Annotated in this window: 18 protein-coding genes; 7 read left to right on the top strand and 11 right to left on the bottom strand. The window is 60.7% G+C overall.

Annotated elements, in window-relative coordinates; genetic code table 11:
• The first annotated feature begins 73 nt into the window (after nt 1-73).
• Nucleotides 74-433, top strand: a complete 360-nt coding sequence (locus tag ACYZUC_RS17160) for a hypothetical protein (protein WP_461989417.1) — start codon at nt 74-76, stop codon at nt 431-433.
• 13 nt (nt 434-446) lie between these two features.
• On the opposite strand, the gene ACYZUC_RS17155 is transcribed toward ACYZUC_RS17160, so the two are convergent.
• The 8 genes from ACYZUC_RS17155 to cbiE all read right to left on the bottom strand — a co-directional run bounded on the left by ACYZUC_RS17155 (nt 447) and on the right by cbiE (nt 8833).
• Nucleotides 447-1823, bottom strand: a complete 1377-nt coding sequence (locus ACYZUC_RS17155; RefSeq protein WP_461989416.1) for a PepSY-associated TM helix domain-containing protein — start codon at nt 1821-1823, stop codon at nt 447-449.
• A gap of 129 nt (nt 1824-1952) precedes the next feature.
• A complete protein-coding gene (locus tag ACYZUC_RS17150; RefSeq protein ID WP_461989415.1) occupies nt 1953-4070 on the bottom strand; it encodes a TonB-dependent copper receptor in 2118 nt (705 codons plus the stop codon).
• 168 nt (nt 4071-4238) lie between these two features.
• Nucleotides 4239-4700: a DUF2946 domain-containing protein gene (locus tag ACYZUC_RS17145; RefSeq protein ID WP_461989414.1), complete on the bottom strand. Its 462-nt coding sequence runs from the start codon at nt 4698-4700 to the stop codon at nt 4239-4241.
• Nucleotides 4701-4721: 21 nt separating this feature from the next.
• Entirely contained in the window at nt 4722-5201 is a 480-nt protein-coding gene (locus ACYZUC_RS17140) for a copper chaperone PCu(A)C (RefSeq protein ID WP_461989413.1), read from the bottom strand.
• Between the two features lie 48 nt (nt 5202-5249).
• Complete coding sequence (locus ACYZUC_RS17135; protein WP_223435110.1) at nt 5250-5648, bottom strand: DUF2946 domain-containing protein; 399 nt, start codon at nt 5646-5648, stop codon at nt 5250-5252.
• Between the two features lie 164 nt (nt 5649-5812).
• Nucleotides 5813-6535 carry a cobalt-precorrin-6A reductase gene (locus ACYZUC_RS17130; protein ID WP_461989412.1) on the bottom strand — a complete coding sequence of 241 codons (723 nt, stop codon included), beginning with the start codon at nt 6533-6535 and terminating at the stop codon, nt 5813-5815.
• Complete coding sequence (locus ACYZUC_RS17125; protein ID WP_461989411.1) at nt 6532-7629, bottom strand: cobalt-precorrin-5B (C(1))-methyltransferase; 1098 nt, start codon at nt 7627-7629, stop codon at nt 6532-6534. Before ACYZUC_RS17125 ends, ACYZUC_RS17130 begins: the two co-directional genes overlap by 4 nt.
• The gene (gene cbiE / locus ACYZUC_RS17120) at nt 7622-8833 is read right to left on the bottom strand and encodes a precorrin-6y C5,15-methyltransferase (decarboxylating) subunit CbiE (RefSeq protein WP_461989410.1); all 1212 of its coding nucleotides are present in this window, start codon (nt 8831-8833) and stop codon (nt 7622-7624) included. The genes ACYZUC_RS17125 and cbiE overlap by 8 nt, the downstream gene beginning before the upstream one ends.
• A 168-nt stretch (nt 8834-9001) precedes the next feature.
• Here cbiE and ACYZUC_RS17115 point away from each other — a divergent pair, with 168 nt between their 5' ends.
• The 6 genes from ACYZUC_RS17115 (at nt 9002) to ACYZUC_RS17090 (ending at nt 15470) form a co-directional block, all read left to right on the top strand.
• Nucleotides 9002-9754, top strand: coding sequence for a hypothetical protein (locus ACYZUC_RS17115; RefSeq protein WP_461989409.1), 753 nt, complete (start codon nt 9002-9004; stop codon nt 9752-9754).
• 145 nt (nt 9755-9899) lie between these two features.
• Nucleotides 9900-11207: a precorrin-3B synthase gene (gene cobG / locus ACYZUC_RS17110; protein ID WP_461989408.1), complete on the top strand. Its 1308-nt coding sequence runs from the start codon at nt 9900-9902 to the stop codon at nt 11205-11207.
• Entirely contained in the window at nt 11200-11826 is a 627-nt protein-coding gene (locus ACYZUC_RS17105; protein ID WP_461989407.1) for a precorrin-8X methylmutase, read from the top strand. Before cobG ends, ACYZUC_RS17105 begins: the two co-directional genes overlap by 8 nt.
• On the top strand, nt 11826-12557 hold the full coding sequence (locus tag ACYZUC_RS17100; protein ID WP_032828913.1) for a precorrin-2 C(20)-methyltransferase: 732 nt from the start codon (nt 11826-11828) through the stop codon (nt 12555-12557). Before ACYZUC_RS17105 ends, ACYZUC_RS17100 begins: the two co-directional genes overlap by 1 nt.
• A complete protein-coding gene (cobJ, locus tag ACYZUC_RS17095) occupies nt 12557-14260 on the top strand; it encodes a precorrin-3B C(17)-methyltransferase (RefSeq protein WP_461989406.1) in 1704 nt (567 codons plus the stop codon). The genes ACYZUC_RS17100 and cobJ overlap by 1 nt, the downstream gene beginning before the upstream one ends.
• Before the next feature lie 415 nt (nt 14261-14675).
• Nucleotides 14676-15470: a hypothetical protein gene (locus tag ACYZUC_RS17090; protein ID WP_461989405.1), complete on the top strand. Its 795-nt coding sequence runs from the start codon at nt 14676-14678 to the stop codon at nt 15468-15470.
• 51 nt (nt 15471-15521) lie between these two features.
• On the opposite strand, the gene ACYZUC_RS17085 is transcribed toward ACYZUC_RS17090, so the two are convergent.
• From ACYZUC_RS17085 to purD, 3 genes are all read right to left on the bottom strand, one after another.
• The gene (locus ACYZUC_RS17085) at nt 15522-16118 is read right to left on the bottom strand and encodes a MarC family protein (protein WP_008031249.1); all 597 of its coding nucleotides are present in this window, start codon (nt 16116-16118) and stop codon (nt 15522-15524) included.
• A 64-nt stretch (nt 16119-16182) separates the two neighbouring features.
• Nucleotides 16183-18960: a hybrid sensor histidine kinase/response regulator gene (locus ACYZUC_RS17080; protein WP_461989404.1), complete on the bottom strand. Its 2778-nt coding sequence runs from the start codon at nt 18958-18960 to the stop codon at nt 16183-16185.
• A 99-nt stretch (nt 18961-19059) separates the two neighbouring features.
• Complete coding sequence (gene purD, locus ACYZUC_RS17075) at nt 19060-20355, bottom strand: phosphoribosylamine--glycine ligase (RefSeq protein WP_008038723.1); 1296 nt, start codon at nt 20353-20355, stop codon at nt 19060-19062.
• Between the last annotated feature and the right edge of the window lie 108 nt (nt 20356-20463).

Genomic DNA, 20463 nt, shown 5'->3' with positions numbered 1-20463 from the left:
CTTCTGACAGTAGATCGAAAACCCTGGCGGTTTTATTTTCATAGCTGGTCGATAGTAGAAGGGAGGGCTGATCGTGCCGGTTTCAGTGATCACCCAAGTGATCGGTGTTTTGTTTTTTTGGGACAGTGCTGCGTCCATGGCAGAACAGGATTGTCTCAGCATCTGGCAGCAGACCGCAGTAAGCCAAAGCTGCAAAGCCTACGTCAGTGCGTTCGCGCCGGATCCGAGCACACCGATGCTCATCGATCTTCCGAACGGCCAGTGTCGCCTCACGCTCACCTGCGAAAACTGGTACGGGGGAGGCATCCCTAATCTGTCCCGTGATATCGAAAAAGCTCTGTTGGTCAACGTCCACAACTGTGACGGCGAGTTGCGGGTCGGGCCTTGTGAGTCGATCTACCTGAACAGGGTCAGTGAGACCACTGACCCCTGAGCCAAGCCTTTTTTCAAGTCGCCGAACCCGGTTCTACTTGCCGATTCATACGCGCCAGCAGCACTCGGTCCAGCAACCAGACCACCACCAGCGAAGCGCCCACCAACGGAAACGCCACCGCCAGCACCAGCATGATCGCCACTCCGGTTTTCCATTTCGGCAGGTCGTGGCGCAGCGGTGGAACACCGAACTTGCCTTGTGGCCGACGCTTCCACCAGTTCACCACGCCGCTGACGGCACTGAGCAGAATCATCAGGCAGATCAGCAGCACGATGATCTGGTTGAGCACACCGAACATCTTGCCTTCGTGCAACATCACGCCGGTTTCGGTGGCGCGGGCCACGGCACCGTAATGCTCCCAGCGCACGTCGGCGAGGACGTTGCCGGTGTACTGATCGATGTGCAGGGTCGCGTCGTTGCGCGGGTCATCGGCGAACACGGCAATGGTGAATACGCCGGTGGCCGTGGTCGGGAAGGTAATGCTGTAACCCGGCTCGACCTTGCGTTGCACGGCGATGTTCTGCACGTCTTGCAGGCTGATGGTCGGCGCCGCTGGGCCCGCTTGCGCGCCGCCGTGGGCCATGTGTTCGGCGTGGTCGCCGGACATAGGCATCGGCGTGTTTTCCATCGCCCATGGCACGGTCTGGCGCGTGGCGGTGTTGAGGCTGCGGGCCTCGACGTCGGATTTGGGCATGTCATTCCACATGGCATCCGGGAACACGTTCCAGACCCCGGCGTATTGCTTGCCCCAGAACCCGGTCCAGGTCATGCCGCTGAGCAGCATCACCAGCAGAAACGCGGCGCCCCAGAACCCGGTGACGGCATGCAGGTCGCGCCACAGCACGCGACCGCGACTGCTCAGGCGCGGCCATAAAATTCCGGCAGCCTGGCCTCGCGGCCACCACAGAAAGACCCCGGAAACCACCAGCACGATGCCCCAGCCAGCGGCCAGTTCGATCAGCCGGTCACCGACCGTGCCGATCATCAACTCGCCATGAATCGCTCGCGCTACCGCTTGCAGGTTCTTCTTGGCGTCTTGCTCGCCGAGGATGTCGCCGTGGTACGGGTCGACGAAAACGTTCAGCTCATTGCCGCCATTGAGCACGACAAATTGCGCGCTGCGCTCGGCGTTGACCGGCGGCAGGTATTGCTTGATCGTCGCTTGTGGATACGCGTATTTCACCCGCTTGAGCAAGTCGTCGGCCGGGACGCTGTGATGGCCGGCCGGGACGTTCATCAGGCTGTCGTACATCAACGAGTCGAGTTGCGGCTTGAACAGGTAAATGACACCGGTCAGGGCCAGCATCACCATGAATGGCGCGACGAACAGACCGGCATAGAAATGCCAGCGCCAGGCCAGGTTATAGAAATTCGGTTTGGGCTGTTTCATCGGTTGTGCTCCGCTTGGCTTGGTTCTTTTGTTGTTGTCTGGTGACTGCTGCGCAGTCATTCGCGGGCGAGCCTCGCTCCTACATGGACGGTGATAAACCTGTAGGAGCGAGGCTTGCCCGCGAGGTTTTTAGAAGCTCATATCCACCTTGGTCCAGAGCGTTCGCCCCGGTTCTTTAATGGCCTGCGGGTCATTGGCCGGGTAGCCAAAACCGGCGTTGCCGGCCAGGTTCAGATGCTCGGCGTACGCCTTGCCGAACAGGTTGTCGACGCCGCTGCTGACCTTCCAGTTCTTGTTGATCCGATAGGCGCCGTTGAGTGAGAACACGCCGAACCCCGAGGACTTGTCGAAGTCCTTGCCGACCACGTTGCCCTTGTTCTGATCAATGCGGTTTTGCGCCGCGACCACTCGCCACAAGGCACCGGCGCTCCAGTTGTCTTCGCTGTAGGTCAGGCCGAATCGCGCGTCCAGCGGTGGCATTTGCGGCAATGCCTTGCCATCGCTGCTGTTCTTGCCCCAGGCGTAGGCCAGGGTTGCGTCGGCCTTCCAGTTCGACGTCAGCCTGTAGGCCGCCCCGAGTTCACCGCCCATGATCCGCGCGTCGATGTTCTCGGCTTGCGAGGTCGTGCCCATCATTCCCGGCTTGTAATTGAACAGAATGTAATCGCGCACCTGTCCGACGTAACCCGAGGCCCAGGCTTCGAGGTCTTCGGTCTTGTATTGCAGGCCGAAGTCGAGCTGGGTGGTTTTTTCGGGCTTGATCGAGTCGAAGGCGTTTACCGAACCGGCAGGTCCCGAGTTGGGCGAAAACAGCTCCCAGTAATCCGGGAAACGCTGGGTGTGACCGAGGCCTGCGTACAGCGTGGTCGGGCTGTCTGCCAGATCATGCTCGTAACGGACGAAGCCGCTTGGCAAGGTGTCGGCGCGGGTGTCGTCGGCGGTCGGGTTGGCGCGGGTCATCATCCCCGAGCCAGTGGTCTGCCGAAAATCCTTGGCCGAAGCACGGTCCAGTCGCGCGCCGGTAATCAGTCGATCACGGTCGGCGGCGTACCACGTCAGTTCGCTGAACACGCCGTAGTTATGGAAATCGGCGTCCTTGTTGCGCGGCAGATCCTTGTAGGTGTCGATGCCCATGGCGCTGCGCTTGCGGTGTTCGCTGGTCTGCGCGTCGATGCCGCTGATCAATTGCACATCGGCCCAACGCCACGTGGCTTTGATCCGTGCGCCGAGGGTTCGGCGATCGACACTGGAAGCCATCGGGCCGGCCATCATCCCGGTGCCGGACGGCGTGCGCAGGGTGTAGTTGTCCATCACGTGGTCGGCGTAGTTGTAGTAGATCTGTGCTTCGACTTTGTCGAGCACGTCGCCGATATTGGACTTCTCGAAGCGCAGGCCGAGGCTTTCGCGCTTGAACTGCGCGCCGTCCATGCCGCGTCCGGCGTATCGCGCTTCGCCATCGCCCTTGCCGGCGGTCAGCTCCAGCAGGGTGTCGGCGTCCGGGGTCCAGCCGAGAGTCACGTCGCCATTCCACTTGTCGTAACGCGAGGCCACGGTGTCGTTGTTGCCGTCTCGATAGTCGTCGGAATGCGCGGTGTTGCCGATCACTCGCACGTAACCCAATGGCCCGCCGGCAGCGGCGTCCACTACTTTGTCGAAGCGACCGTTGGAGCCGGCCAGTACGCTGGCATTCACTCGGGTGCCGAGTTCGCCGAAGCTTTCCGGGTCACGGTCGAACAAGATGGTGCCGGCGGATGCGCCCGGCCCCCAAAGCACCGTTTGCGGGCCTTTGATGACGGTGAGTTTGTCGTAGGTTTCCGGTGAGATGTAGGAGGTCGGTGCGTCCATCCGGCCGGGGCAGGCGCCGAGCATCTGGCCGCCGTTGGTGAGGATGTTCAGGCGCGAGCCGAACATGCCGCGCAGCACCGGGTCACCGTTGGTGCCGCCATTGCGCACCAGGGCGAAGCCGGGGATGGTCTTCAAGTAGTCACCACCGTCGCTGGCCGGTACCGGTTGGCGTGGGTCTTTGGGGTTGGTGACGATGGTCAGCGGTGAACTCGGTGCGATGGCGGTGATCACCGTCGGGCTCAGTTCTTCACTGTGGCCGGCGTGATCATCGGCCAGCACCATCGGTGTCAGCAGTGCGCCGCAAAGAACGGCGGTGGCGTGCCTGAAACGAACGCGCGTTTCGTTCAGGGCAAAAGAAGCTTGGGCGGCGCTCAAGCGTGTGTCAGCAGAAAACCTGGACATGACAATTTCCATCGAACAGTCGTAAACGACACGGCCGGCAGCCTGCGCAATTTCTGTGGGGGCGGGCGTGCTCACGATGTGGGTGGGTCAGCCCCACCGCTTTCGCGAGCAAACCCGCTCCCACAGGTTGCGATGCTGTCTTCTAACCGTGTGAGATTGGGGAGGTGTTTACGCGACGATGGGCGGGGCGCGGGTGCGGGCGCCGGGGAAGAAGGTTTGCCGGGCATGGCCCAGGCGGGTGGCGGGTGTACTGAAAGTGCTGGTTTTGGGGGCGTCGAATGCAACGAAAGACTGGCCGCCCGTCAGCGCCGGGCAGTTGAACAGCAGGCTGCAATAGCCGCACTTTTCCCAGATCGCATGATGGGAGTTTTTGGGTGGACAGTGCTCGGCGGCGGGCGTCGCGTCGTGCTCGCCGTGGGCCATCGCTGACATGTCCATGCTCATGTCCATCGACATGTTCATCGACATGTTCATGGACATCGAAGAGGCGCGCTGATCCATCGGCATCGACTGAGAAATCAGCGGGCCGATGAAGATCATCAACATGGCGAACAGGCTGATCCAGCTGCCGCGTGTCAGGCTCAATGGCTGACGACGGGGCGCGGATGGCCTGGCGCTAAGCGGGCGCATGGGCGTATTCGGCTCTGGCGGTTACGGATTGTGTGCGTGCACTTGCACGCCGCCCGGTGCGGTTTTCTGCACCGAGACTTCGACCGTCACATCACCGGACTTTTCGAAATGCATCGTCAGCGGGAACCGCTTGCCGTCGCTCAGCAGGCTGCGGTCTTTCAGTTCCAGCAGCATCACGTGGTACGCCATCGGTGCAAACGTGACGTCGCCGCCAGCCGGAATTTCGACGGCCGGCACCTGCTGCATTTTCATCAGATCGTTCTGCATCACGTGCTCGTGCAACTGGGCGATGCCTGCAATCGGCGAGTCGACGCTGAGCAGTTTGTCGGCGGTTTTACCGTGGTTTTGAATCACGAAGTAAGCCGCAACGGTCGGCGCGTTCGGTGGCAATTCCTGCGACCACGGATGAGCGATTTGCAGTTCGCCAGCCTTGTATTCATGGGCATTGGCAAAGCAGGCAGGCAGCAGCAATGCAGCCAGAACGATGAGTTTGTTCAACATGGCAGTTCTCCAGAACGATTCAAAACGCAGGTCAATTGCGAGAAGGAATCACACCAGAGGGGATGCGCGGGGGTTGAGATTCGGCCATTGCTGGCGCGGAGTGGGGGTGTCGAGAGCGGTGGCGGGCAGGCTTCGATTGGTTTCGAAGCGCGCGAAATACAACTGCGGCACATGCCCGGGCAACGCCACCAATGGCGCAGAACCGGAACAGCACCAGCAATGCTGCATGTTGGAATGATCGTCGTTCTGCGGAGCTTTCTGATCAAGCGTCCCCAGAGAAATCGCCACCATCTTCGTGCCGGTGGACGAGCAGAAACTGCCCCACAACACCTGTTCGGCCGGCGATTTCGCCGTCTGCGCCATCGCTCCGGTCATCGGCATGGCGAGCATGTTGAACAGCACTGCGAAGCAGGCTATCCAGGCAATTGCGAGCCGTTGTCGGGACATGGGACAGATCCGGTTGGGTGGGAGATCAGGCGCGGCTATTTAGCCTGATCAGTGCCGATAAGTAAAAACGCGGCCTGCGGTTTGGTGTCGCAGCGTGTTTCAAATGAGTGTAGCGGCTCCCATTTGAAATGCCGGGGGCTGGCCCGGGAATAATTACTGATCGGTCAGAGCATTTCAGCGAGCGCCTTCAACACCTGCACTACCGACCCAAACTCCCGCTCCACCCCCGGCAAAACCGGCCGCTTCAACACCAGCACCGGCACCCCACGCTCCCGCGCCACTTCCAGTTTCGGCTCGGTGGCGGTGCTGCCGCTGTTTTTGCTGATCAGCACATCGATCTGCCGGCGTTCGAACAACTCACGCTCATCCTCGATCAGAAACGGCCCGCGTGCGCCGATCACTTCACAGCGCTCGTTGCCCGGATAAACGTCCAGGGCGCGCAACGTCCAGAATTGCTGCGCAGGGATTTCATGCAGGTGTTGCAAGGGTTCGCGGCCGAGGGTGAACAGTGGTCGGCGGAACGGTTTGAGTGCTTCGATCAACTCGGCCCAGTCACTGACTTCGCGCCAGTCATCCCCGGCTTGTGGTTGCCAGGCCGGGCGGCGCAGTGCCCAGCAGGGAACGCCGGACATCTGCGCGGCGGTCGCGGCGTTCTGGCTGATTTGCGCCGCGTAGGGATGCGTCGCGTCCAGCAGCAGATCGATCCCTTCGTCGCGGATGAATTGCGCCAGGCCGTCCGCGCCGCCATAGCCGCCAACGCGAACCCGACAGGTCAGATCGGTCGGCACGCGACCGACGCCGGCCAGGCTGTAGATGTGTTCCGGCCCCAACGTGCGGGCGATGGCCAGCGCTTCCGTCACGCCGCCGAGCAGCAATAGGCGTTTCATTGAAAAGCTCCTGCGTGGCCGACAATCCCGCCCTGGCGATCGATGGCGAATACTTCGACCTGAACCTGCGCCGGCACCACACTGCGGGCAAAATCCAGGGCGTGCCGGCATACCGCGTCGCCGAGCGCGATGCCGGCGGCGCTGGCCATGGCCAAGGCCTGTTGACTGGTGTTGGCTTCACGTATTGCCTGCTGCAACGCTTCATCCGCGCCGACCGCCGCGGCCCATTCGGCCAGTTGCGGCAGGTCGATGCTCGAATGCCGACTGTGCAGATCCATGTGCCCGGCCGCCAGTTTGCTGATCTTGCCGAAACCACCACAAATGCTGAGTTTGGCCACCGGCACTTTGCGCAGGTGTTTGAGCACGGCACCGACGAAGTCGCCCATTTCGATCAGGGCAATTTCCGGCAGGTCGTAGACTCGGCGCATGGTGTCTTCGCTGGCGTTGCCGGTGCATGCGGCGATGTGCAGGTAACCGTTGGTTTTTGCCACGTCGATGCCCTGATGGATCGAGGCAATGTACGCCGCACAGGAAAACGGCCGGACGATGCCGCTGGTGCCGAGAATCGACAGGCCACCGAGAATGCCCAGCCGTGGGTTCATGGTTTTCAACGCCAGCGCTTCGCCGCCCTCGACGTTTACCGTGACTTCGAAGCCGCCGTGATAGCCGTGTTCCTCAGCGAGCAAGGTCAGGTGGTCGGTGATCATCTTGCGCGGCACCGGGTTGATCGCCGGCTCGCCGACGCCCAGCACCAGGCCCGGTCGGGTGACGGTGCCGACACCACGACCGGCACAGAAACGAATGCCCGGTTCTGCGATCAGTCGCACCCGGGAATACAGCAGCGCGCCGTGGGTCACGTCCGGATCGTCACCCGCATCCTTGATCGTTCCAGCTTCGGCGCCGTCATCCAGCAACCGGCAGAACTCCAGGCGCATCTGCACGCGCTTGCCTTTGGGCAGGACGATGTCCACGGCGTCTGCACTCGTTCCGCCGAGCAGCAATCGAGCGGCCGCCAGGCTGGTGGCGGTGGCGCAGCTGCCGGTGGTCAGGCCGCTGCGCAGCGGTGCGGGTTGTTCGGCGGTTTCGTCACGCATCGAAAGGTTTGACCACGTCCAGCAAAGTAATCGGCAAGGCCTGGCGCCAGGTATCGAAGTCGCCCAGCGGTTGCGCCTGGGCGATATGGATACGCGTCAGCTCGCCGCCGTGTTGCTCGCGCCAGGCCATCAGGGTCATTTCACTTTGTAGCGTGACCGCGTTGGCGATCAGTCGGCCACCAGGTTTGAGCCCTGCCCAGCAAGTGTCCAGCACACCTTCGCGGGTGACGCCGCCACCGATGAAGATCGCGTCCGGGCGTTCCAGACCTGTGAGGGCTTGCGGCGCACTGCCGCGAACCAGTTGCAGGCCGGGCACACCGAGCGCGTCGCGGTTGTGCTCGATCAACAACTGCCGACCTTCATCGGCCTCGATCGCCAGCGCCCGGCAACCCGGATGGGCGCGCATCCACTCGATGCCGATCGAACCGCTGCCGGCGCCGACGTCCCACAACAGTTCACCGGGAACCGGGGCCAGGCGCGCGAGGGTGATTGCACGCACATCGCGCTTGGTCAGTTGACCGTCGTGCCTGAACGCCGAATCCGGCAGGCCGGCCAGTCGCGAAAGGCGCGGCGTTTCGGGGTCGGCAATGCACTCGATGGCGATCAGGTTGAGATCGGCGATTGCCGGGTCGGCCCAGTCGTTGGCGACACCGTCGATGCGTCGCTCGGCCTCGCCACCCATATGTTCCAGCACGCTCAGGCGGCTCGGCCCGAAACCACGTTCGCGCAACAACGCCGCTATTGCGGCGGGGCTTTGCCCATCGTTGCTGAGCACCAGCAAGCGAACACCGCTGAACAATTGCGCGTTAAGCGCCGCGACCGGGCGAGCGACCACCGATAGCGTGACCACATCCTGCAACGGCCAGCCCATTCGCGCGGCAGCCAGAGAGCAGGAAGAGGGCGCCGGCAGGATCAGCATTTCCGCGCTGGGCAATTGCCGGGCGAGGCTGGCGCCGACACCGAAGAACATCGGATCGCCGCTGGCCAGCACGCACACCGGCTCACCCCGCAAGGCCAACAATGCATCGAGAGAGAACGGCGTCGGCCAGAGTTTGCGTTCGCCACGGATGCAGGGCGGCAGCAGGTCCAGTTGCCGCTGACTGCCGAAGATCTTCGACGCAGCCAGCAACGCATGCCGGGCATTCCTGCCCAAACCCTTGAAGCCGTCTTCACCAATGCCTGTCACGGTCAGCCAGCGCGCCATGTGTGATCTCTATTCATCTGCATAAAGCGGCACATGATAACGCGGCGGGCGCGGAGGCGAGTAATAGAATGTTTTAAGTTGGTTTGATTAGTCTGTGGCTGGTCATGGTTAAGTTATGTAGTTTTAATGTTCATGTACTCATTTGATAATGGTTAAAAGGAATTGACTATGGTTGTTGATAAAACAGGGAGCCTGGACTTGATGGCTTATTCTGATGCGTTCAACCGAGACTTCGCACCACGGCAAACAAAGAGCTCTCGACTTTACGCCTCGCAGGATCAGCAAGGCGCTGCCGGGTCGCTATCGGGTGGCAACCTGATCAGCACGGCCAGAGGCGTGTCGCGTCAGGACAAGCGCGACGTCAACTCCAGCGTGCGCTATGCGCAGTGGTATGCGAGTCAGCAGCGCAATAGGGACACGGATCCCCAGGGCTGGTTTTCCTTGTTTGCCGTGGTGTTATGGGACTTGGGATGGGAAATTGACGAACGCAGGGTTGTCGAGAAAAGTTACAGCAACTTCGCAGGCAAAGTCAGTCAGATTTATTTGAACAGAATTGCCGCTGTTAACAGTCAGATGGCGATAGTTACAAAAAACATGTTTGATTCATTGTTGGCTAACTCGTCGGCGCTTTGGTCATTGGCCACCGAAAGTCGGCGTGGCAGGGAGTTTTCCATTGCTCCCGCTGAATACGACAAGCAAGGGAAGTTATCTCTGGACCTGAATGACTTTTCGCTTCGGGCGCTGGCGCAGCGGGAAGACTTTCTTTTTTGGGACTGGAAGGAAGGCAACGTGACGCTCACGCATCGAGCCGCTCCTTTGACCCTGAACAGAGCACGCTTCGATAAAGTCCGCCCGGAGTTGAACGATCGGCTCGACCGGATCGCTGACGCCATTTTCGAGTTTTATTCAGAGCGCCTGTGAGGGAGGCCGCCTGATGGATTCAAGGTCGGAGCAAATGCGACACGCGGTCTTATGATGCCGCGCGGCAAAGCAGGCATAATACCGCTCGCCTCCGACGGGGGGCGCTCCCACTTCAGATCCGGTCATCCCTTTGAACGAACTCCCTATGTCCCGCGCTTTACGCCCCTCGGCCTGTCCGGGGCTGCTGCGTATCGTCCAGGCCAGAGACGGCGGTATCTGCCGGATTAAACTGGCCGGTGGCACCCTCACTTCCGAGCAGGCCAACGCTATCGCAGAAGGTGCACAGCGTTATGCCGGCTCAGTGATCGAGGCTACTAACCGGGCCAACCTGCAGATTCGCGGCATCGTCAAAGAGCAGGAAGCGTTGATCGAAAGTCTGCTCGCCGCAGGCCTAGGCCCTTCGCATGCGGCGGGCGACGATGTACGTAATCTGATGCTGAGCCCGAGCGCAGGTATCGATCGGCAGATGCTGTTCGACACGCGTGAATTGGCCGCACAGATCCTCGCCACCCTGCAAGGGCAAGAACGCTTTCACGACCTCAGCGCCAAATTCGCCGTGCAACTGGATGGCGGTGAACGCCTGGCGATGCTCGAACACCCCCATGATCTGTGGTTGTCCGCGGTCGAGCGAGAGGGCGAACGGTGGCTGGCTTTCGGTCTCGCGGGATGCCCCACCGATCAACCGGCCGGCTGTGTTCCGCTGGAAGATGGCCACGCGTTGGTGGTCGCCGTGCTGGAGCTTTTCCTGGAACTGGCGGGGCCTGAACACACGCGGATGCGCCACTTGCTGGTCGACGTCCCTCAAGCCGAATTTCTCGCTCGCCTCGCCGGGCGACTGCTTTTCCAGCCCGTTAGCGGCTGGCAACGTTCAGTCAATAACGAGGTGCTGCACATTGGCGTGCACCCGCAGGCGCAAGCCGATCATGTCTATGTCGGGGGCGTGCCACCTCTCGGACGTCTCGATAGCGCCATGCTTCGGGGTGCCGCTCGACTGGCGCAGGAATACGGCGATGCAACGCTGCGGTTCACGCCATGGCAAAGCCTGTTGTTGCCGAACATTCACCACGACAACGCCGATGAAGTCATCCGCCGCCTGCACGCGTTGGGACTGGTCTGCGATGCCGATCAGGCCTTGTCGCGGTTGATTGCCTGCACCGGCTCGACGGGCTGCGCCAAGGGCCTGGCGGATACCAAGCAGGACGCTGTGCAACTGGCCGCGTTGCTGCAACGCCATGGCCAGGTGCTGAACGTGCATCTGAGCGGTTGCCCGCGTTCCTGTGCCGCCGCACATAGCGCGCCGGTCACTTTGCTGGCCGTCAGTTCCGGTCATTACGACCTCTATTTTCGCGAAGCGGGGCAGCCGGGTTTCGGCGCCCTGCACGCACGCAACCTTACTATTGAAGCGGTCGACGCCTTGCTCGACGCCCGCTCACGGAGCCCCCTTGATGCTTGATTACATCCGCGACGGTCAGGAGATCTATCGCAACTCCTTCGCGATCATTCGTGCCGAGGCCAACCTCAAGCGAATCCCGGCCGATCTGGAAAAACTCGCGGTGCGGGTGATACACGCCTGCGGCATGGTCGATGCGATTGACGGCCTGCAGTTTTCGGAAGGCGCGGGCAAGGCCGGGCGTGATGCTTTGGCCGCCGGTGCACCGATCCTGTGTGATGCGCGGATGGTCTCCGAAGGCGTGACCCGCACGCGTTTGCCAGCGAACAATGAAGTCATCTGCACCCTGCGCGATGAAAGCGTTCCGGAGCTTGCCCGTGAACTGGGCAACACCCGTTCCGCCGCCGCGCTGGAACTGTGGCGCCCGCACCTGGAAGGCAGCGTGGTGGTGATCGGCAACGCGCCGACCGCTTTGTTTTATCTGCTGGAAATGCTCGACGCCGGCGCGCCGAAACCGGCGCTGATTCTCGGCTTCCCGGTGGGCTTCGTCGGAGCCGCCGAATCCAAGGCTGCACTTGCCGCTGACAGTCGCGGCGTGCCGTTCGTCATCATGCAAGGCCGGCTGGGCGGTAGCGCCATGGCCGCCGCCGCCGTCAATGCCCTCGCCACGGAGATCGAATGATGCAGCAACCTGGACGTTTGATCGGCCTCGGCGTCGGCCCCGGTGATCCGGAACTGATTACCGTCAAGGCCCTGCGCCTGCTGCGCGAATCACCGGTGGTGGCGTACTTCGTCGCCAAGGGCAAAAAGGGCAACGCCTTCGGCATCATCGAAGCGCATTTGCAGGACGCTCAAACCCTGCTGCCGCTGGTGTATCCGGTGACTACCGAAGCCTTGCCGGCACCGCTGTCCTATGAAGAGGTGATCAGCGATTTCTACGATGCGGCCGGTGAAGAACTCGCCGCGCACCTGGATGCGGGTCGAGACGTGGCGGTGATCTGCGAAGGCGACCCGTTCTTCTACGGTTCCTACATGTACCTGCACGATCGCCTGGCCGAGCGATATGAGGCCGAAGTCGTGCCCGGTGTCTGTTCGATGCTGGGCGGCGCTTCGGTACTTGGCGCGCCGTTGGTGTATCGCAATCAGAGCCTGTCGGTGCTGTCCGGCGTGTTGCCGCACGACGATCTCAAGCGGCGTCTCGCCGACGCGGATGCGGCGGTGATCATGAAGCTGGGACGCAACTTTCCCAAAGTCCGTCAGGTGCTGGAAGAACTCGGGTTGGCGGAACGTGCGCTGTACGTCGAACGCGCGACCATGGCCAATCAGAAGATCGTGCCGCTGGATCAGGTCGAGCCGATGTCCTCGCCGTACTTCTCGCTGATCATCGTTCCAGGTGAAAGGTGGCAAGGCTGATGACTCGTCCAGTTCCGGCGATTGTCATTCTCGGCAATGGCAGCCTCACGACCGCGCGCAAAATTCAGCAGGTGTACCCGGGCGCCTTGATCCATGGTCTGGCCGAGCGGGTCGAGGGTGCGGACCGCATCTATCACGAGTTCGGCGCGACCCTGCGTGAGCTCTATCAGCAGGACACGCCGATCATTGCCCTGTGCGCCGCGGGCATCGTGATTCGCACCCTGGCGCCGTTGCTGCTGGAAAAGGGCGCCGAGCCACCGGTGCTGGCCGTTGCTGAAGACGGCAGCGCAGTGGTGCCGTTGCTGGGCGGTCTGGGCGGCGTGAACGTGCTGGCGCGAGAAATTGCAGCTGCACTGGACGTGGCGGCGGCGATCACCACCAGCGGCGAATTGCGCTTCGGCACCTGCCTGCTCAATCCACCCAGCGGTTATGCCTTGGGCGATCTGGAGCTGGGCAAGCGCTTCGTTTCCGATTTGCTGGCCGGTGAAACGGTGCGCATCGAAGGCGCGGCCCCGTGGTTGGCGCAGGCGCAGTTGCCCGAGGACCCGCAGGCGCGGCTGGCCGTTCACATCGGTCATGCCGAGCGTACGCCGGCGGCCAACGAGCTGTTGATCTATCCGCGCAACGTGTTGGTGGCCGTCGGTACCGGCGTGGCCGATCTGCCGAGTGCGATTCGCGAGGCGTTGCATCAAGCAAAGATCGCCGTGCAATCGGTGGCCTGTCTGCTGGCCGCCGATAGCGAAATGTCGAGTGTGGCGCTGCGTGAAGCGGCGCTTGAGCTGGGTGTGCCGCTGCGTTTTGGCAACGATGTCGGCGCAGTCGGTGAGCTGGCGCGCAACGCCCTCGGTCAGTCTGTGAAGATCTTCGGCGATGACACCCTTGCAATCGCGGTGGCCGAGCTACCTCTGGACCCATTGTCGATTGGCCGTCCTCGCGGTCGCTTGGCGGTGATCGGTCTTGGCCCTGGTGCTGCCGAGCTGATGGTGCCGGCGGTCAAGGCCGAACTGGCGTGCGCCAATGATGTGCTCGGTTATGAAACCTATGTGCGCATGGCCGGCCCGTTCCGTGCGGATCAAGTCATGCATTGCACCGACAACCGCGAAGAGATGCAGCGTGCGCGCCACGCATTTGAACTGGCGGCGCAAGGACGGTCTGTGGTGGTGGTTTCTTCCGGTGATCCGGGAGTGTTCGCCATGGCGGCTGCGGTGCTGGAAGCACTTCACGAGTCCAGCGATGCCGCGTGGCACAACGTCGATCTGGAAATTCTGCCGGGGGTTTCTGCTTCACTGGCGACGGCTGCTCAGGCCGGTGCGCCGCTGGGGCATGACTTCTGTGTGTTGTCACTGTCGGACAACCTCAAGCCTTGGGAAATCATCGAGAAGCGTCTGGACCTTGCATCACAGGCCGACCTTGCCCTGGCGTTCTACAACCCGATTTCACGGTCCCGGCCATGGCAACTTGGCCGGGCGCTGGAGATCGTCGCGCGATACCGCACACCTGCGACGCCGGTGGTGTTGGGGCGTGACATCGGTCGCCCGGGGCAGACGCTGCGAGTGACGACGCTTGGCCAGTTGACCCCGGACCAGGTGGATATGCGCACCATGGTCCTGGTGGGTTCGTCTACGACCTGCGTGTTTTCGCGTGTGGGTGGTGGTGACTGGGTGTACACGCCGCGTTGGTATGGAGAAAAGCCTGCCACCTGAAGCGTTGAGCTTCGCTAAAAAAAGCCACGGCCGGGTTTTCACTCGATTTGCCGTGGCTTTTTCTTTGCTGTGCCGTAAAAAACATTCGCCAGAGGATGTAGGTTAATTCCTGAATGAATAGAGGATATTTACCTTCTAACTCTCTTGGTGAGTCGGATTATTTACCTTTCTGCGTAAGTTTGGTTCTTGTTTTTTAATGGGGTGTGCAGGCGTGTGCAGATCTATTGGGTTTTTCTGTTGTTTGGCTTTTATTGATTTGTTGTAATTAATTATGGGTTGTTACATCTGGATGTTTGTAGGTTGTTTTGTTGTTTTTTTATAAGTTCTGGTGTTGTTGAATCTATCGGGTGGGTGCGATAGTTTTTCGGCGGAGCCAGTTCGGCTTTTATATATATTTGAATTTAAGGTTTATAAGATGAATAAAATGAATGAAGCAGAAGCCAGTCTTTATTTCGATCAATGTCTTGAGCAATGTCGAGCCAAACTTGAACTTGCTGGTCCGAAAATCCAGGCGCGCTCCGCAGTAAAGCTACCGTTTGATCGCGATGAAATGAATGCCGCGATCATGGGCAGTGGTGTGGTGGGCTTCCTGGACGGGATGTCGCGGCGCAACAAGCGCATCGTAAAAAATACGTACGCGTATGCCGATATCGCTTCAAAAGTGCTGTTTCCCGCTAAAGAGCAGAAAATTGCCCGATACGAGTGCTTCAAAAAGCTGATGTTTGCCACGGGCTGGACCGAATACCACAGTGCCTTTACCCAGTACAAATCCACCTCCGCCAAGTTGACGCTGGATAATGTAGCGCTGGATATTGTTCATTCTGTGGCCGGTGGCCTGGCGGGTACGGCCGCGAATGCGCTGAAAGTTGTCGCAGACAAAACTATGGATGCACTGAAAAAACAACCTGAAGCCGTCAAACTGTTTGAGCGTCATGCAACTGAAGCCAGTGGTGGTAATTTTGGCGTGTCTGTTTGCAAACAAGACGACGATGCTGAAGTGACGATGGCCGTGGCGACGGTCCGTTACGACTCATCGGACAAGGATGCAAAAGTTCTTTTTGTAGAGTGGGATACTTCCGAACTTCCGATCTTTCAAGGTAAGGCGCACTTTACCATTCACGAAGAAGACTTGAGGAAAGAGGCTGAGTGCATCAAGTACCTTGATGATCTCAGAGAGGCCGTTTTCATGGAGTTTGCGCCGGTTAAATGAAGCCCGGCCGCCAGGGGCAAAAAGCCCCTGGCTTTCAGTGACGGGTTGTCGCTAAGGCACCAGGTACCCTTTTACGCCAGTGAAGATGATTTGTGCTGCCAGTGCACACACAAACAATCCCATCAGCCGACTGACAATCTGCAAGCCCTGGTCACCGAGAATGCGCTCGATGCGGTTCGACAGGTAAAGCACCACACCGACGGTAAAGCTGGCCAGGGCAATGCTGAGGATGGCGGTGAGCTTGTCATCCCAGTGGGGCTGGCTCACGCCCATTACCAGCAAGGCGCCGATGGTGCCGGGGCCGACGGTCAGCGGGATGGTCAGCGGGACGATGGTGACGTCCTGCTGCACGTTATCGGTCTGCACCGCCGACTTGCCCTGGGCCATGCCCAGTGCCGAGATAAACAGCACGCTGCCGGCACCGATGCGGAACGCGTCCACGGTAATGCCGAAAACACTGAAAATGTACCGTCCGAACAAGTACAGCAAGACGCTGGATATCAGTGTGGCCGTTGCCACTTTCCAGGCCAGCCGCCGTTGTTCCTTGCGCGAATAACCGCGGGTCAGGCTGATGAAACAGGACAACACGAAGAACGGGCTGTAGAGCACCAGCATCTTCAGGTAAACGCTGAACAACACGTGGAGCATGATGCAGGCTCACTGGCGAGAGAAGTCGTGGGGGAGTCTATCAGGCGTTGCAGGGTCTGTCGGCTCAGGACGGTTGTGTTGCCGTCCGTTGCTGCTGATCGCGCTGGGCAACCCAATGTTCGATCAGCTCGCGCAACTGCGACAGCTCGACCGGTTTGGCCATGTGGCCGTCCATGCCCGCCTGACGTGCACGTTCTTTATGCTCGGCGAGGATGTGTGCGGTCAGTGCCACCACGGGGGTGCGAACCCGCTGGTTGCCGACTTCCCAGGCACGCAATTGCTGGGTGGCCGAGAAGCCGTCGAGGATTGGCATTTCACAATCCATCAGCACCAGGTCGTAACGTTGGGCTTTCATTGCCTGCAAGGCTTCTTCGCCATTGCTGGCGGTGTCCGGTTGCAGGTTGAGTTTGCCCAGCATGCCGCGAATCACCTTGGTCGAGATGCTGTTGTCTTCGGCCACCAGAATACGGAAGTCGCTGGGAACCTTGACCGGCAGGGTCGGGCCGGAGGATGGAAACTGCGATACCGCGAGGCCCTTGTTGCGTTGATTCAGTTCATCCGCCAGCGTGGTTTTCAGGGTGTAGCCGGCCACCGGTTTGGCAAGGATGCGTTTGATCCCGGAGTTGCGCGCGATGATCTTGCTCGGCGCATTGCTGATGCCCGTGAGCATGATCAGCAGGATGTCGTGGTTCAGGCTCGGGTCTTCCTTGATCTTGGCCGCCAGTTGCATGCCGGTCATGCCGGGCATGTTCTGGTCCAGCAGGACCACGTCGAAGTAATCGCGCAGGTGAGCCTTGGTGCGCAGCAGCGCCAGGGCTTCCTTGCCGGACGGGACCGCGCTGACATTCAGGCCCCAGGCGCTGCACTGCTGCACCAGTACCTTGCGGCAAGTGTCGTTGTCGTCCACCACCAATACCCGTGCGCCTTGCAGCGGGCCATCGAGGTCGGACGTCGGGTGTTCGAGGCGGTCGGGGTCCAGCGGCAAGGTCAGCCATAAGGTGCTGCCCTGGTTGGTGCCACTCTTGATGCCGAATTCCCCTTGCATCAGGCGGATCAACTGACGGGCGATCACCAGCCCCAGGTTGCCGCCCAGGCGGGTGGTCGAGAGGAAGTTCTTGCTGTGCAGTTCGGCGTGCATCAACGCGTCGCGTTCTTCGGCATCCATCGGCTCGCCGCTGTCTTGTACGGCAATGCGCAAGCGCGGTTTGGCCGTGCGCTCGTCGAGGGCGACGACAATCAGGATCTCGCCTTCGTCGGTTTTCTTCAGGGCGTTTTCCAGCAGACTCAGCAGCGTCTGGCGCAGGCGCGTCGGGTCACCGCTGATGACCCGCGGCACTTGTGGCTGGATAAAGCTGATCAGCTCGACGTTCTGCTGTTCGGCCTTGGCGCGGAAGATACTCAGGCAATCTTCGATCAGTGCGTTGAGATCGAACTGCACATCGTCGAGCTCGATCTGCCCGGATTCGAGCTTGGAGATGTCGAGAATCTCGTTGATCAGGGTCAGCAGTTCGTTGCCGGCGCTGTGAATGGTTTGCACATAATCGCGCTGCTTGACTGAGAGTGGCGTGCCCAACAGCAGTTCGGTCATGCCCAGAACGCCATTCATCGGGGTACGGATTTCATGACTGATCTTCGCCAGGAATTCGGCCTTGGCATTGATCTCGGCGTTGCTGGCGGCCAGATCGCGGCTGACGCTGAAACGGTCTTCGGTGATGCTGCGCTGGCGTTCGCTCAGGGCAATGCTCATCAACAGGCCGCTGATGCAAATGAACACCAGCAGGGCAATGATCAGGCCTTGCGGTTCTACCAGCGTCAGGCCGAGCAGCGCCGGCAGGATAATCAGCGTGCCGACGTTGAACACCACCATGGCGGCCACGAACAGCCGGGCCGGGCGATAGCCTTTTTGCCAGTGCCAGGCGCTGACGAACAACATGGTGAGACCCGCGAGGGCGACCAGCGCGTAGGTGATGATGTTCAGCGGCAGCGTGTTGACGAACAACAGCAGCAGACCGCAGGCCACAATAAACAGGATGTCGCCCAGCAGCAGCTTGTTCAGCGGGTGCGGGCCGAGCGGGGCGAAGAAACGGTAGGCGAACATCAGCCCGCACGGTGCGGTCAGCAGCAGGGCGAGGTAAGCGCCCGGCGTTTGCACCGCGTGCCAGTTCGACAACCATGGACCCGCGAGATTCAGCAGCAGCGCCAGGCTGAGCATCAGCAACGCTTCACAACCCGCCAGCCACAGGCTGCTGCGCGACCGGGTGTAAGCGTAACGGATCAGGTTGTGCAGGATCAGCATCCCGATGCAGCCGAACAGCAGACCGTAAATCAGCGTCTGGCTCTGATTGGCCGCAGTCATGATTGCCGATTGCAGGGTGATGTAAGGCCGCATCTGGTGGTCGGACACCAGGCGCAGGTAGACGTCGAGGGGTTTGTCGCTTTGCGGCAACGGCAACATGAAGTCGCTGTTGGGTAGTGGCCGTTCTGCCTGAGGCTGTTCGGTGCCGGTGTTCAATTGCTCGATCAGCTTGTCGCCGTCCAGCACATAAAGATTGAGGTGCGACAGGTCGGGAGCGAACACCCGCAGCAACTGCTCATGCTTGCCGGGTGCCAGCCTGAAGCGCAGCCAGAGTGCACCACCGGGCTCGGCTGCGGTGAGGCGTTCGAGTTCGATGGGGCTGAATTGATTGGTGAAGCGAGCGGAACGGATGTCGCTGAGTTGCAGGTCGCCCTGTTCGTCGAGCAATAGCGCCCAACCACTGCCTTGCGCGGCCTGAGCCGGAAGCATGCAGAGCAGCGTCAGCAGCGTGACTGTGAAACCTATGGCAATCCTGAGCCAGCGCACGGCGAAATCCCTTCGTAGGTTGATGCCAGAATATAACTATGCGCGGCGCCGGAATAGTCCGGCAAGGGCCTGAATCCCAAGCCCTGCCGAATGGATCGCTTATTCCTGATTTTCGCCACGCTCACGGGCAATGGCACGGTAGCCAATGTCCTTGCGATAGAAGCAGCCTTCCCAGTCAATCTTCGCGGCCAGCTTGTAAGCCTGCTGCTGAGCAGCATCGACGCTGGCACCCATGGCAGTGGCGCAAAGCACCCGACCGCCGGCCGTCACCACTTGACCGTCCTTGAGCGCAGTACCGGCGTGGAAGACTTTGCCTTCCAGCGCTGCGGCTGCATCCAGACCGTTGATGGCGACGCCTTTAGCGTAGTCGCCAGGATAGCCGCCTGCCGCCAAAACAATACCGACGCTAGGACGTGGATCCCATTGGGCTTCGACCTTGTCCAGCGCTTGCGCCAGGGCCGCCTCGACCAGCAACACCAGGCTCGACTGCAAGCGCAGCATAACCGGTTGGGTCTCAGGGTCGCCGAAACGGCAGTTGAATTCGATGACTTTTGGGTTACCAGCCTTGTCGATCATCAAGCCAGCATAGAGGAAGCCCGTGTAAACATTGCCTTCCTCGGCCATGCCGCGCACGGTCGGCCAGATCACCAGGTCCATGACGCGCTTGTGCACTTCGCTGGTGACGACTGGTGCAGGGGAGTAAGCACCCATGCCGCCGGTGTTCGGGCCGGTGTCGCCGTCGCCCACGCGTTTGTGGTCCTGGCTGGTGGCCATCGGCAGTACGTTCTTGCCGTCGACCATGACGATGAAGCTGGCTTCTTCGCCGTCCAGGAACTCTTCGATGACCACGCGCGAACCGGCTTCGCCAAACGCGTTACCCGCGAGCATGTCGCGCACGGCGTCTTCGGCTTCGGCCAGCGTCATGGCAACGATCACGCCTTTACCGGCGGCCAGGCCATCGGCCTTGATCACGATCGGTGCGCCTTTTTCACGCAGATAAGCCAGGGCTGGCTCGATCTCGGTGAAATTCTGGTAGTCGGCGGTCGGGATCTTGTGGCGTGCCAGGAAATCCTTGGTGAAGGCTTTCGAACCTTCCAGCTGCGCGGCGCCAGCAGTCGGACCGAAGCAGTCCAGGCCACGGGAGCGGAACAGATCGACGACGCCGGCCACCAGCGGCACTTCCGGACCGACGATGGTCAGGGAAACGTTTTTCTCGGCGAAGTCGGCCAGTTGCTCCAGTGCGAGCACGTCGATAGCGACGTTTTCGCACTTGGCTTCAATGGCGGTGCCGGCGTTGCCCGGAGCCACGAAAACTTTCTGCACGCGCGGATCCTGAGCCACTTTCCAGGCCAGTGCGTGTTCACGGCCACCGCTGCCAATGATCAAAACATTCATTTCAAAAACCTCGGATGACGCTAATTCTGTGGAGCAGCCTGGGCTGCCTGGCTAACGGTGCGCGGCATCTGCCACTGCACCGACCCTGTAGGAGCGAGGCTTGCCCGC

Source organism: Pseudomonas sp. GT1P32 (genome assembly GCF_054897805.1).
Note: the sequence above shows the minus strand (reverse complement) of the source record. Positions and strands in the feature narration are given on the sequence as shown.